The sequence below is a fragment of the Streptomyces sp. NPDC024017 genome (assembly GCF_040638895.1).
Taxonomy (GTDB): domain Bacteria; phylum Actinomycetota; class Actinomycetes; order Streptomycetales; family Streptomycetaceae; genus Streptomyces.
Window position 1 is genome coordinate 125248 of sequence record NZ_JBEZYZ010000011.1, and the last position, 13052, is coordinate 138299.

Consider the following 13052-nt stretch of genomic DNA (forward strand, 5'->3'; position numbering starts at 1 on the left):
CACCATCAGATCGCGCCGTCGGGGCGCGGTGATCCGGTGCTGTCGCTCTCAGGGGCGACTTCGTCCGGGGCTGCTGGACGAGGGAAGAAGAGGTCCTCAAGGGCGTCTGCGGCGAAGAGGAAGGCCATCATCACAACCGGTAGAAGCAGGGCGAGCAGGATCACAGAACCTCCCGGCAGGTCGGTCTGTGGGCTTCGTGGCCCGGCTTTCAGGATGGGGCCGAATGGCGGCACGCGCACGGCGGGCCCCTGGCAGTCGCCCCTGCGGGCCCGGGCGCGGCGGGCCCGCGGTGCCTTGCACGCCCTGCTCCTCCGCAGGCCACCGCGCCCCCTCGCCCGCGGCAAGGGCCGCCGAGTCCTGGCCCTCGGGACCTCAGGATCCTGACCGGTCATTGATCCCTACTGGCCGGATGTATCGCTCAAGGTATTGCCCTTCCCGACCCGCCGTGCTTAAGGTCACCCCGTTTATCGAATCGATTCGATTGATTCGACGAAGCCGACGGGCCCCGAGACGGGCCGGGTGGAGGTGGAGATGACCACGATCAAGGACGTCGCCGAGCGGGCAGGCGTCGCGCCGAGCACCGTGTCGTACGTCCTGAGCGGGTCGCGCAAGATCTCCGAGGACACCCGGCGCGCGGTGCAGGCCGCGATCGACGAGCTCGGATACCACCCGCGCGCGAGTGCCCGTACGCTGCGCAGCGCACGGACCCGGGTGCTCGCGCTGGCCGCGCCGCGCGTGCCCGGGGCGTACCGGGCGATCGACGGGCGGTTCGCGATCGACGTCACCGATGCCGCCCGCGTGCACGGGTACGACGTGCTGCTGATGACGGACAGCGACGGCGTCGGTGGGCTGCGCCGGGTGGCCCGCAGCAGGCTCGCGGACGCCGCGGTGCTGATGGCGGTCGAGGACCGCGACCCCCGTGTCGAGGTCCTGCGCGAACTGGGCTTCCCCGGGGCGCTGCTCGGTCACGACGATCACGCGGCGCTGCCCTGGACCGACCTCGACTGGGAGGCCGCTGTCGCCCTCGCCGTGCGCGAGACCGCCACGGCCGGGCACCGGCGGATCCTCTTCCTCTCGTCGGCCGAGCACGAGGTCGCCGCACGCCGCGGCTATGCCCTGCACGGCCTCGACGGTGCCCGGCGAGCGGCTGTCGAGACCGGGGCCGATGTCCGCGTGCTCCCGTCCCACCGCGACCCGGACGTCCTGGTGCGGCGGCTGAGCGAGGCGCTGACCGCGCGGCCCGCCCCGACCGCGTTGGTCGTCCAGCACCTGATCCTCCTCCCCCGCCTGCTGGACGCGGTGGCGGCGGCCGGGTTGCGGGTCCCCCACGACCTGACCGTCGTGCTCGTCGGCAGCCTCCCGGACGAACTGGGCATCCGGCATCTGCCGAGGATCGACCTGCCCGTGGCGGAGATGTCCACCGCCGTGGCCAGGCTCGCCATCGACGCGATCGGCTCCGGCCGCGACGACCGGCCACCGTCCTCTCCGGAGCCCGTCGAGGCACCTGCCTCGGACATGCCCTCCGACGCGCCGCACCACCTGATCCAGCCGCGGATGGCCGGGCCCGTGGTCGCCCCGCCGTCGCCCGGCTGACCACTCGGACCGCCCGTACGGCACGGCCGGCGACGCCCCAGCGCCGGACAACCTCATGTCCAGAGCCGCACCTGTAACGGAGGATCGATCTTGCTGTTCATAGCAGGACGCATCAGAACAAGACGTGGACGCGTTCCCGCGCTCGCCGCCGGCCTTGCCTGTGCCCTCGTCGCGCCAGGGCTGACCGGCTGTGCCGCGGAGCCCGACCCGGGCACCGTCACCGTGCTCAACTCGGCGACCGACACCGCCGAGCACACCGCCAACCAGCGGTTCTTCGACCGCTGCAGCAAGCCGCTCGGCCTGAAGGTCGAGCAGATCAGCGTGCCCGCCGACCAGATCGCCTCCAAGGCGCTCCGGATGGCGTCGTCCGGCTCGCTCACCGACATCCTGGAGCTCGACGGCTCGGAGCTGCCCCAGTTCGCGCAGACCGAGGGCCTGCGGCCGCTCGACGAGGTCGGGGTCGACACCTCCGGCCTCTCCGCGAGCGCGAAGTCCCTCGGCTCGTACGACGGCACCCAGTACGGCGTCGCCCGTTCCGTCAACTCCCTCGCGCTGATCTACAACACCAAGCTCCTCAAGGACGCGGGCATCGCCGTGCCCACCACCTGGAAGGAGCTGCGGGCCGCCGCGAAGAAGCTGACCGCGGGCGACACGTACGGGATGGCCTTCAGCGCGAGCCCGAACGCGGACGGCGTCTACCAGTTCCTTCCGTTCTTCTGGTCCGCCGGTGGCGACGAGACCAGGATCGACAACGGCAGGGGCGAGGCCGCGCTCCAGCTCTGGAAGGACCTGGTCGCGGACGGCTCCGCCTCCAAGTCCGTCGTCAACTGGAACCAGCAGGACGTCAACGACCAGTTCGTCGCGGGCCGCGCCGCGATGATGATCAACGGGCCGTGGCAGGTGCCGGTCCTCAGTGCCCAGAAGAACGTGGACTGGGCGGTCGCGAGCATTCCGGTGCCCGAGGCGGGCAAGCCGGCGGTGCCGCCCATCGGCGGCACCGTCATGGCCGTACCGAAGAACGACGAGGCCCCGGCCCGCGAGAAGAACGCCGGCAAGGTACTGAACTGCCTCAACTCCGAGAAGAACCAGCTCCAGTGGGGCGAGTCGGTCAACAACGTGCCCACCCGCGCCACGGCCGCACAGGCGTACGCGAAGCAGAACCCGAAGCTCGCCGCCTTCGCCGAGCTCGTCACGACCGCCCGCTCCCGTACCGCGAAGGTCGGCACCGGCTGGCCGGTCGTCGGCGACGCGCTCGCGGGCGCCTTCCAGTCCGTGCTGACGGGCCGGACCAGTCCCGAACAGGCCCTGCACCGGGCCCAGCAGCAGGCCTCGGCAGGGAAGTGAGGAACCGTCCATGACCACCGTCACCTCCCCCGCGCCCGCCACGGGCGCCGCCGAAGCCGAGTCCGCAGCCGGCCGTGCTCCGCTCCACCGTGGGCTGCTGCGCTGGCTCTTCGTCGCTCCCGCGCTCGCCTACATGGCGTTCTTCTTCGGCTACCCGCTCGTCCGCAACGTCGTGATGAGCTTCCAGCACTACACGCCGAAGACGTACTTCACCGGCGAGGCACCGTTCAACGGCCTCGACAACTGGCGCGCCGTCTTCGCCAACGAGCTGTTCACCGACGCCCTGTGGCACACGGCCCTGTTCACCGTCGGCTCGCTGCTCGGCCAGTTCACCATCGGCCTGGCCCTCGCCGTCTTCTTCTCCCGCCGCTTCCGGCTCTCCGGCTTCGTGCGCGCCATCCTGCTGCTGCCGTGGCTCGTGCCCATGGTCGTCTCCGCCGTCGTCTGGCGGCGCATCCTCGACCAGGACCACGGCATGCTGAACACCGCCCTCCACGCGGTCGGCCTGGCCCCGCAGGACGGCGTGCCGTGGCTGAGCAGCCCCGGCGTGGCGCTGCTGTCGGCGATCCTGGTCAACATCTGGATCGGCATTCCGTTCAACATGGTCATCCTCTACGGCGGTCTCCAGGAGATCCCGCGCGACCTGTACGAGGCGGCGTCACTGGACGGCTCCGGCCCATGGCGGACGTTCCGCAGCATCACGCTGCCGATGCTGCGCCCGGTGATCACGGTCGTGCTCGTGCTGGGCTTCATGTCGACGGTGAAGATCCTCGACCTGATCCTGGCGCTGACCTCGGGCGGCCCCGCGGACTCCACACAGACGCTGGGCACGGTCACGTACCAGCTCTCCTTCCTGCAGCTCGACTTCGGCCAGGGCGCCGTGGTGGGCAATGTCCTGATCCTCATCAGCGCGGTCTTCGCCGTGCTGTACCTGCGGGCCAACCGCGCCGACTTCGGCAAGGGGAAGTGACCGACGATGAACCGAGCGACGAAACGACCGGCGAGCCTTCTGCGCATTCGTTCGATGTGGAACACCGCCGCCGCGCTGCTGATCCTCGCCGTGCTGCTCTTCCCCGTGTACTGGATGCTCAACACCGCCCTCCAGCCCGAGTCGAGCATCGCCGCCACCGAGTGGTTCCCCGTCTCACCGTCCCTGAGGAACTTCGACACGGCGATCAGCACCCAGGGCGGCTCGCTGCTCACCAGCTTCGTCGTCGCACTCGGCGCCGTCGTCGTCTGTCTCGCGCTCGCCGCGCCCGCCGCGTACGGGCTCGCCCAGTTCGGACTCCGCGGCGGGCAGGGCATCGTCTTCGCGACGCTCATCACGCAGATGGTGCCGGGCATCGTCATCGCCAACGCCCTCTACAGCGCCTACGCGCAGCTCGATCTCGTCAATTCCTATCTGGGGCTGATCCTGGCGGACGCCTCGCTCGGTCTGCCGTTCGCGATCGTGCTGCTGCGGGCGTTCATGGTGTCGATCCCGAGCGAGGTCGTCGAGGCCGCGATGGTGGACGGGGCGAACCGCTTCACCGCGTTCGTGCGGATCGTGCTGCCCATGAGCCGCAACGCCCTGATCACGGCGGGACTGTTCACCTTCCTCTTCGCCTGGTCGGACTTCATGTTCGCGCTCACCCTCAACACCACGGACGACGTCAGGCCCATCACGCTCGGCATCTACCAGTTCGTCGGCGCACATGTCAGCGACTGGGGCGCGGTCATGGCGACCGCGGTGCTCTCCGCCGTGCCGGCCGCGATCCTGCTCGTCGTCGCCCAGAAGTACATCGCCGCCGGGATCACCGGCGGGTCGGTCAAGTAGGGCGGTCCCTTGCTGTGAGTTTCCCCGAGTTCCCCGAGTTCCCGGCCGGCTTCTTCTTCGGTGCCGCCACGGCCAGTTACCAGATCGAGGGAGCGTACGACGAGGACGGCAGAGGCCCGTCCATCTGGGACACCTTCTGCCGCGAGCCCGGGCGCGTCGCGGACGGCGCCACCGGTGACGTCGCCTGCGACCACTACCACCGCTACCGCGAGGACATCGCTCTGCTGCGCGAGCTGGGCGTGGACAGCTACCGCTTCTCCATCGCCTGGCCGCGTATCCAGCCGACCGGCTCCGGCCCCGCCAACGCGGCGGGGCTCGACTTCTACGACCGGCTCGTCGACGAGCTGCTGGCCTGCGGCATCTCCCCCGCCGCCACCCTCTACCACTGGGACCTCCCCCAGGCCCTGGAGGACCGAGGGGGCTGGCGGGTACGCGAGACGGCGGAGCGGTTCGCCGAGTACGCCGGGGTGGTCGCCGCCCGGCTCGGCGACCGGGTGGACCGCTGGATCACGCTCAACGAGCCCTTCTGCAGCGCCTTCGTCGGCTACGCGGCGGGCGCCCACGCCCCGGGCGCCCGCGAGGGCCGCGGCGCGCTCGCCGCCGCACACCACCTGCTCGTCGGCCACGGGCTGGCCGTGCACGCCCTGCGCGCCGCGGGGGCACGAGAGGTCGGGATCACGCTCAACCCCGACCGGCTGCTGCCGGCCACGGACTCCCCCGCCGACCTGGCCGCCGTACGCCGTGTCGAGACGCTCCACAACGACGTGTGGTTCGAGCCGCTGTTCGCCGGACGCTACCCGGAGCACGAAGCCGAGACCTGGGGCGAGTTGCTGCCCGACGGCGACGGCTCGTACCGCCTCGACGGCGACCTCGACCTCATCGGCGCGCCGCTCGACTTCGTCGGCATCAACTACTACCGCCCGATCACCGTCTCCGACGCCCCGTACCGCGACGCGGACCCGGCCACCCGCACCGCGGTCGACGTCCGGGCCGAGGAGACCTGGCGCGACGATGTCCGCCACACCACCATGGGCTGGCCCGTCGTCCCGCACACCTTCACGGATCTGCTGGTCGGCCTTGCCCAGCGCTATCCCGCGCTGCCGCCGCTCCTGATCACCGAGAACGGCTCGGCTGAGGCGGACACCCTCGACGCCGACGGCCGGGTCCGCGACGTGGAGCGGGTCGACTACCTCCACAGCCATCTGGACGCGCTCGCCGCCGCCCTGCGTGCGGGCGTCGACGTGCGCGGCTACTACGTGTGGTCGCTGCTGGACAACTTCGAGTGGGCCCGTGGCTACGGCCAGCGCTTCGGCATCGTCCGGGTCGACTACGACACGCAAGTACGCACACCCAAGGACAGCTACCGCTGGTACCGGCGGCTCATCGCCGCTCACCGCGCCCGCATCACCCCTGGTGAGGACTCCCGATGAAGTTCACCGACGGCTACTGGCTGATGCGCGAAGGCGTCCAGGCGTCGTACGCCGCCGAGGTCGCCGACGTCCGCGTCGACGAGGAGCGGTTCACGCTCTACGCACCGGTGCGGCATGTCACGCGCCGCGGCCAGACCCTCAACAGCCCGCTGCTGACCGTCGAGTGCTGGTCCCCCGCCGAGGGCGTGATCGGCATCCGTTCCACCCACCACGCGGGCGCTGCCGAGCGCGGCCCGGATTTCGCACTGCACACCGAGTCCGGCCACGCGGCGAAGGTCACCCGGGAGGGCACGCTGCTGAAGCTGACGGCCGGGGAGCTGTCGCTGCGGGTGGACACGGCGGCCCCGTGGCGGCTGGACTTCACCGCGGACGGTCGCGTCCTCACCTCGGCGAAGGCACGCGGCACCGGCTTCGCGGTCCTGGGCGACGGCAGTCACTACTCTCTGGCGCAACTCACGCTCGACATCGGCGAGTTGGTGTACGGGCTCGGCGAACGGTTCACGCCGTTCGTGAAGAACGGCCAGAGCGTGGACATCTGGCAGGCCGACGGCGGCACCGCGAGCGAGCAGGCGTACAAGAACGTCCCCTTCCACCTCACCAACCGCGGCTACGGCGTCTTCGTCAACCACCCCGGCAAGGTGAGCTACGAGATCGACTCGGAGGCCGTCGGGCAGGTGCAGTTCAGCGTCGAGGACCAGTCGCTGGAGTACTTCGTCGTGTACGGTCCGACGCCCAAGGACGTCCTGGACCGCTACACGGCGCTGACCGGCCGCCCGGCGCTGCCGCCGGCCTGGTCGTTCGGGCTGTGGCTGTCGACGTCGTTCACGACCTCGTACGACGAGGAGACGGTGAACCGGTTCGTGCGCGGGATGGCCGAGCGCGACATCCCGCTGGGCGTCTTCCACTTCGACTGCTTCTGGATGCGCGAGTACCAGTGGTGCGACTTCACCTGGGACCCGGAGGTCTTCCCGGACCCGGAGGGCATGCTGCGGCGGCTGAAGGAGGAGCATGGCCTGCGCGTGTCGGTGTGGATCAACCCGTACATCGCACAGAAGTCCGCGCTGTTCGCGGAGGCCAAGCGGCTCGGCTATCTGGTCCGCAAGGCCAACGGCGACGTGTGGCAGTGGGACCTGTGGCAGGCCGGCATGGCCCTGGTCGACTTCACCGACCCGGACGCGCGCCAGTGGTACGCGAGCAAGCTGCGCGCGCTCACCGCGCAGGGCGTCGACTGCTTCAAGACCGACTTCGGCGAGCGGATCCCGACCGATGTGGTCTGGCACGACGGCTCCGACCCGGAGCGCATGCACAACTACTACACACAGCTCTACAACGAGACGGTCTTCGAGGTGCTGAGCGAGGCGCGGGGCGCCGGTGAGGCCGTGCTCTTCGCCCGCTCTGCGACGGCGGGCGGACAGCAGTTCCCGGTGCACTGGGGCGGCGACTGCGAGTCCCACTTCGGCGCGATGGCCGAGTCGCTGCGCGGCGGGCTGTCGCTCGGCCTGTCCGGGTTCGGCTTCTGGAGCCACGACATCGGCGGCTTCGAGGGAACGCCCACGCCCGAGGTGTTCAAGCGGTGGGTGCAGTTCGGGCTGCTGTCGTCGCACAGCCGGCTGCACGGCAGCAAGTCATACCGGGTGCCGTGGGACTACGACGAGGAGGCGGTCGCGGTCACCCGCGACTTCACCCGTCTCAAGCACCGGCTCATGCCCTACCTGTTCCGTGCGGCACAGCAGGCCGCCGAGCGCGGCACGCCGATGATGCGGGCGATGGTGCTGGAGTTCCCCGACGACCCGGCCTGCCACACCCTCGACCGGCAGTACATGCTCGGCGACGACCTGCTCGTCGCCCCCGTGTTCTCGGCCGACGGCGTCGTCGACTACTACGTCCCGGACGGCACCTGGACGCATCTGCTGTCGGGCGAACAGGTCCAGGGGCCCGGCTGGCGGCGCGAGCGGTACGGGTACGACAGCCTGCCGCTGCTTGCCCGGCCCGGGTCGGTCATACCGTACGGCGTGAGCGACGACGCGGCGGAGTACGACTGGGCGCACGGGGTGACACTGCGGGTCCACGCGCCCGTCGACGGTGCGACGGTCGTGACGCGGATCCCGGACCCGGGTGCCCGGGACAGCTCGGCGGCCGCCTTCCGGACGACTCGCGACGGCGACACGGTAACGGTCGACGCGGAGGGGGCCCCGGGGCCGTGGCAGGTGCTGCTGGTCGGGGCGCGGGCGGAACTCGGCGACGCCGGATCGTCGGCGTCGACGGCCGAGCGGACCGCGCTCGGCACTCTCCTCGCCGTATCCGCGGGCACGGCCCATCTCACGGCACTGCTCACCGGCAGCTGACGCAGCTCTCACGGACGGCCGACCGCCCGAGACGTTTCACGCCGCGCTCGGACACGTCATCCGCCCGCGGCGTCCTCGGCCTCCCGGCGCAGCAGGTCGCCCGGTCGGCACTTGAGCACCTCGCAGAGCGCGGCGAGCGTCGCTAGATCACGTCGTCCAACTCGGCCTGCATCCGGGCCGCTTCGTGGTCGCGCGCGACGGCCTGGGCGAGCAGTGCCCGCAGCACGAGCGCGAAGAGCGCGACCCCAAGGACGGCCACGCCAACCCCGCCCATGATGACGGTGACGCCCGGGTCGTCCCGCTGGCCCGGCGCGTTGAGGAGCGTGACCGCGAACCACAGGAGGGCGGCCGCCACGATCGCGCCGATCACGGTGTCCACGTACTGGAAGGCGGCATGGGAGAACACGGTTCCGCGTCGAACCATCGTCACCAGCCGCCATACGCAGACCAGGGCGACCTGGACCGACACCATGCCCAGGATCGTGATCACGCGCAGCGGGGTCAGTGGGAGCGACCCGTCCTCCGGGTCGCTCCCACTGACCAGCACCCACACCATCAATGCCTGCACGAACACGGTGCCGGTGAACACCACCACGAGCACGGCGCGCAGCGCACGCACTGTCAGCTTTCCCATGACCCACCCTTCCATCGAGTCGCGATGGGAATCTATCGAGATTCGATAGATGAAGCAAGGGTTGGGTTCGCGTCGGCGGGCCGGGTCTCTATGGTCGCCTTGATCCGGAGGGCGAAAAGTCGCGGCCTTTCTGCCGGAGCTGTTCCCCGCCCGTCTGCGCTACACGGGTGCGCAATGAGTGGGCAGCCGCACACCCGGCCCGGCGCCAGTCCTAAAACTCGTTGACGGGCGCGCCGCCCGGCCCCGACGATCAGGCGCGTGTCTGCCGCCCTGGCGCCTCTGCGCCACCGCGCGTTCCGTCACCTCTTCATCGGTACGACGGCCAACCTGATCGGCAACGGGGTGGCGCCGATCGCCCTGGCCTTCGCCGTGCTCGACGCCACTGGCTCGGTCGGTTCGCTCGGGTTGGTGTTCGGCGCCCATTCCCTCACCAGCATCGTCTTCCTGCTGTTCGGCGGGGTGTTGGCGGACCGGCTGCCGCGCGGCCCGCTGCTGGTCGGCAGCAGCATGGTCAGCGCCGCGAGCCAGGCGGTCATCGCCGCCCTGGTCCTCACCCACAGCGCCGCCATCCCCCTGCTCATGGTGCTCGCCACGGTCAACGGGGCGTCGAGCTCCTGCTACCAGCCCGCCGCCCAGGCCCTGCTCCCCCAGACCGTGCCGGCCGAGTCCCGCCGCGCCGCCCCGCCGGCGGCACCGCCTCGTTCACCGTCCTCGGCCCGGCCGTCGCCGACACCACCGGGATCGGCCGCACCGGCTGGGGCCTTGCCCTCGCCGCGGGCTCGCTCGGCGCGGTCGCCGGCGGCGTGCTGTCGCTGAAATGGCGGTCCCGGCGCGCGATCCTGGTCGGCTGCGCGCTCATGAGCCTGACGGCGATGACCCCGCTGCTGCTCGCGCTCGCCCCGTACACCTGGGTTCTCGTCGTGGCCAACTTCGTGACGGGCGTGGGCGGCGAACAGGCCGGCGTCGCCTGGTATTCGACCCTCAACGAGCAGATCCCCGAGGACCGCCTTGCCCGCGTCTACGCCTACGACGACCTCGGCTCCTACCTCGCGCTCCCGCTCGCCCAGTTCGCCACCGGACCCGCCGTACTCCTCCTCGGCCTCCATGCCACCCTCTACGCGGGCGCCGCGATCATCCTCCTCGCCACCCTCGCCATGGTCGCCACCCCCTCCGTCCGCGCCCTCGTCCCGAAGACCGCAGAACCGCTGCCCGCCTCGGAAGATCCGGTGCCTCGCTGAGCTCGACGCGGACGCGTCCCCGAGGCCGGCATGACCTCGTCGACCGCTGCGGCGTCGGCAACTAGTTCTCCACGATGCGCCACCGGTTGTCGGCGGTGCCATTGTCCGAGTCCTGGACTGCGAACGCGCCGACAGCGGTGGAGTTGTTCGCGATGGCGAGCAACTTGCCGCTGTGCGCGTTGCGGATCTTGAAGGTGCCGTCTCCCTGGTCGAGCAGCGTCCACCTGTGGTCGGCGGTGCCGTTGTCCGACCACTGCAGGACAGTGGCGTTGTCTGCTGTGGACATGTCCTGGACGCCGAGTACCTTGCCGCTGTGGGCATTGCGGAAGCGGACCGCGTTTCCGTCGGTGATCATTTGCCAGTTGTGGTCGGCGGTGCCCGAGTCGTTCCACTGCAGAGCGCGGCCACCGTCGGCCGTGGACATGTCCTGGATGCCCAGCACGAGACCGCTGCCCACGTTGGCGAGACGGACGGTGCCGGTGCCACTGGTGTTCCAGTAGACGGTGTAGTTGTGGCCGTGCGCGTTGTGGAACGGTCCCAGGTTGACGGTGGAGCCGTTGGCGGTGGCGGTGAAGGCGAGCGAACTGCTGCTGGTCCGTGTGATCGAGGGCGTGTTCAGCGGCGGGAGGGAATTGAGCGTGGAATTGCCGTAGTTGCCGGACAGGACCACCGGGCCGTAGGTGATCGCGGCGATGTTCGCGTTGTCGTTGGCCGCTCGCATGACGATCCGCATGGGCAGGCGGACGGTGACCGTGTCGCCGGAGGTCCAGGAGCGGGTCAAGGCGGCGTAACCGCCGGGCGTGGCGGTGGTGTTCTGCGCCGTGCCGTTGACGCTGATCGTGGCGCCGGTGGTCCAGCTCGGGATGCGGATGCGCATCGCCCAGGTTCCGCTGACGTTGCCGGTGACCTGCAGGGTCGTGGTGTCGCTGTCCGGGTACGACGTGGTCTGGGTGACCGTGATTCCGCGCTCCGACCAGTTGAGCACCGAGGGCACGAACAGGTTCACGATCAGGGTGTTGTCACTGCGGAAGTAGATGGAGTCCATCAGCCTGGTGTGCATCTCCAGGCCCGTGCCCTGGCAGCACCAGAAGGTGCCGTAGTCGGTGCTCCAGGTGCCGACGCCCCACGCCGGCCCGACACCGCGTCGGCCTCCCGGGTTGAGCGGGGTGAAGTAGGTGACGTGGCCGTGGTCGTCGGCCGGGTTCTGCTGGCCGATCATCTGGTTCAGCCACGCCCGCTCGTAGTAGTCGAACAGCGCGACCCGGTTCGGGTCCAGCGCGAACAGCTCCCGGGTGAGGGTGAGCATGTTGAAGGTGTTGCAGCTTTCGCACGTGTCCTGGTTCAGGTAGCCGGCGATGGCGTTCGGGGCGCGGAAATGCTCCGCCTGGCTGTTGCCGCCGATGGCATAGGTGTGCGTGTTGACGCAGATGTTCCAGGCGTTGGTGGCGATGTCCCGGTAGCGGGTGGTGCCGGTGGCCTTGTACTCCCGGGCGGCCCCGATCCACTTGGGTACCTGCGTGTTGGCGTGCAGTCCGTTGAGCCGGTCCTGGCCGGACGCCAGAGGGTCGAACACCGCGGCGTGGTCGAACCGCCGGGCGACGGTGAGCCACCGCGCGTCGCCTATCTGCTGGTAGAGATCGGTGAGCACGGTGTTCATGCCGCCGAACTCGGTTCCCAGCATGGTCTGCATCTGCTGGCTGCTCAGCCGGCCGGTGCGCCAGTCGACCCATCCCGCGAGGGCGAGCAGCACGTCCCGGGCTTGTGTGCTGCCGATGTGGCGCCATACGTCCAGCAGGCCGACGAGGGTCTTGTGGATGGTGTAGTACGGCACGTTGCCGTTGGTCAGGGTCCGCTGTTCGAGAGCGGTGAAGTCGGACTCGGGGTAGCCGGAGAGGTACCCGGCGCTGAAACCGGCGGCACTGTTGTTGGCCTGGCACTTGGCCAACTCGGCGACCATGTGGGTTGCCTTGTCCCGGCAGGTGGTGTCCCCGGTCACGGCGTACAGCTGTGCCCATGCCGTGAGGAAGTGCCCTTGGACGTGGGTGCGGAAGGGGAACGTCGGCGCGTCCCAGCCGCCGGTTGCAGCCGCGCCGTTGGTGGACAGCCGGTGGTTGGCGCGGAAGTTGTACAGCAGCCGGTCGACATCGACGAACCGCAGGTAGTTCCGCGTTCGGTTCTGGTTGTCCAGCCACCGGCTTGCGCTGAGCCGGACCTGGCCGAGTTCGAAGGGGTGCGCGGAGACCCCGATGTCGGCCCTTGCAGGGGGGATGGCCGCTCGGGCGGGAGAACTTCCGATGAGGGAACCGGTGGCAGAGGTGACGGCGGTGGCGCCGGCTACTTGCAGGAGGCGCCGTCTGCTGACGGAGGAAGACATCTTGCACCCTTTCCGTGACGGGAGAGCGACTGCTCGGTCGTCGGTGCGTCGGATCCGTCGGATCGCATGTCCGGCGGTCGGGTGGTACCTGTCGGGCCTGGGACAGGCCCGCCTGCGTGCCTGGAGTTCCAGTCGTTGTGGAGCGTGCGAAGCCGGGAGCCCTGGAATCCGCGTGCGGGATCAGGTCAGCTGTGGTGATCACCGTGCCGACCCGGACGGCATACCCGCAGCGTCTACTCCGCATTGGGGCCTTGAGGGGTGTCCGCAAGTCGCTTTGC

Annotated in this window: 11 protein-coding genes and 1 pseudogene; 8 read left to right on the top strand and 4 right to left on the bottom strand. The window is 70.0% G+C overall.

Annotated features, from left to right (window positions below):
* Positions 1 to 5 precede the first annotated feature (5 nt).
* Entirely contained in the window at positions 6 to 164 is a 159-nt protein-coding gene (locus tag AB0G20_RS28315) for a hypothetical protein (RefSeq protein WP_361307112.1), read from the bottom strand.
* Positions 165 to 531: 367 nt separating this feature from the next.
* On the opposite strand from AB0G20_RS28315, the gene AB0G20_RS28320 reads away from it, so the two are divergent.
* The 6 genes from AB0G20_RS28320 (at position 532) to yicI (ending at position 8528) form a co-directional block, all read left to right on the top strand.
* The gene (locus AB0G20_RS28320) at positions 532 to 1593 is read left to right on the top strand and encodes a LacI family DNA-binding transcriptional regulator (protein WP_361307114.1); all 1062 of its coding nucleotides are present in this window, start codon (positions 532 to 534) and stop codon (positions 1591 to 1593) included.
* 90 nt (positions 1594 to 1683) lie between these two features.
* Positions 1684 to 2937 carry a sugar ABC transporter substrate-binding protein gene (locus tag AB0G20_RS28325; RefSeq protein WP_361307116.1) on the top strand — a complete coding sequence of 418 codons (1254 nt, stop codon included), beginning with the start codon at positions 1684 to 1686 and terminating at the stop codon, positions 2935 to 2937.
* 10 nt (positions 2938 to 2947) lie between these two features.
* Complete coding sequence (locus AB0G20_RS28330) at positions 2948 to 3907, top strand: sugar ABC transporter permease (RefSeq protein ID WP_361307118.1); 960 nt, start codon at positions 2948 to 2950, stop codon at positions 3905 to 3907.
* A 54-nt stretch (positions 3908 to 3961) separates the two neighbouring features.
* A complete protein-coding gene (locus AB0G20_RS28335; protein WP_361307120.1) occupies positions 3962 to 4753 on the top strand; it encodes a carbohydrate ABC transporter permease in 792 nt (263 codons plus the stop codon).
* Between the two features lie 14 nt (positions 4754 to 4767).
* Positions 4768 to 6183, top strand: a complete 1416-nt coding sequence (locus AB0G20_RS28340; protein ID WP_361307122.1) for a GH1 family beta-glucosidase — start codon at positions 4768 to 4770, stop codon at positions 6181 to 6183.
* Complete coding sequence (gene yicI, locus AB0G20_RS28345) at positions 6180 to 8528, top strand: alpha-xylosidase (protein ID WP_361307124.1); 2349 nt, start codon at positions 6180 to 6182, stop codon at positions 8526 to 8528. The genes AB0G20_RS28340 and yicI overlap by 4 nt, the downstream gene beginning before the upstream one ends.
* A 56-nt stretch (positions 8529 to 8584) precedes the next feature.
* On the opposite strand, the pseudogene AB0G20_RS28350 reads toward yicI, so the two are convergent.
* Both AB0G20_RS28350 and AB0G20_RS28355 read right to left on the bottom strand, forming a co-directional pair.
* A pseudogene (locus AB0G20_RS28350) lies at positions 8585 to 8671 on the bottom strand (helix-turn-helix domain-containing protein); the annotation flags it as partial.
* Complete coding sequence (locus tag AB0G20_RS28355; protein ID WP_361307126.1) at positions 8671 to 9162, bottom strand: DUF2975 domain-containing protein; 492 nt, start codon at positions 9160 to 9162, stop codon at positions 8671 to 8673. The gene AB0G20_RS28355 and the pseudogene AB0G20_RS28350, both read right to left, overlap by 1 nt.
* 258 nt (positions 9163 to 9420) lie before the next feature.
* Here AB0G20_RS28355 and AB0G20_RS28360 point away from each other — a divergent pair, with 258 nt between their 5' ends.
* Together AB0G20_RS28360 and AB0G20_RS28365 are read left to right on the top strand one after the other, a co-directional pair.
* Positions 9421 to 9978, top strand: a complete 558-nt coding sequence (locus tag AB0G20_RS28360; protein ID WP_361307128.1) for an MFS transporter — start codon at positions 9421 to 9423, stop codon at positions 9976 to 9978.
* Positions 9903 to 10400 carry an MFS transporter gene (locus AB0G20_RS28365; protein WP_361307460.1) on the top strand — a complete coding sequence of 166 codons (498 nt, stop codon included), beginning with the start codon at positions 9903 to 9905 and terminating at the stop codon, positions 10398 to 10400. The genes AB0G20_RS28360 and AB0G20_RS28365 overlap by 76 nt, the downstream gene beginning before the upstream one ends.
* Positions 10401 to 10461: 61 nt before the next feature.
* Here AB0G20_RS28365 and AB0G20_RS28370 read toward each other — a convergent pair whose 3' ends face one another.
* The gene (locus AB0G20_RS28370) at positions 10462 to 12774 is read right to left on the bottom strand and encodes a beta-L-arabinofuranosidase domain-containing protein (protein WP_361307130.1); all 2313 of its coding nucleotides are present in this window, start codon (positions 12772 to 12774) and stop codon (positions 10462 to 10464) included.
* Between the last annotated feature and the right edge of the window lie 278 nt (positions 12775 to 13052).

Excerpts from the sequence above, each read along its gene's own strand:
- AB0G20_RS28335 (WP_361307120.1), top strand. The coding sequence starts at position 3,962 with ATGTGGAACACCGCCGCCGCGCTGCTGATCCTCGCCGTGCTGCTCTTC.
- AB0G20_RS28320 (WP_361307114.1), top strand. The coding sequence starts at position 532 with ATGACCACGATCAAGGACGTCGCCGAGCGGGCAGGCGTCGCGCCGAGC.
- AB0G20_RS28330 (WP_361307118.1), top strand. The coding sequence starts at position 2,948 with ATGACCACCGTCACCTCCCCCGCGCCCGCCACGGGCGCCGCCGAAGCC.
- yicI (WP_361307124.1), top strand. The coding sequence starts at position 6,180 with ATGAAGTTCACCGACGGCTACTGGCTGATGCGCGAAGGCGTCCAGGCG.
- AB0G20_RS28370 (WP_361307130.1), bottom strand. The coding sequence starts at position 12,774 with ATGTCTTCCTCCGTCAGCAGACGGCGCCTCCTGCAAGTAGCCGGCGCC.
- AB0G20_RS28355 (WP_361307126.1), bottom strand. The coding sequence starts at position 9,162 with ATGGGAAAGCTGACAGTGCGTGCGCTGCGCGCCGTGCTCGTGGTGGTG.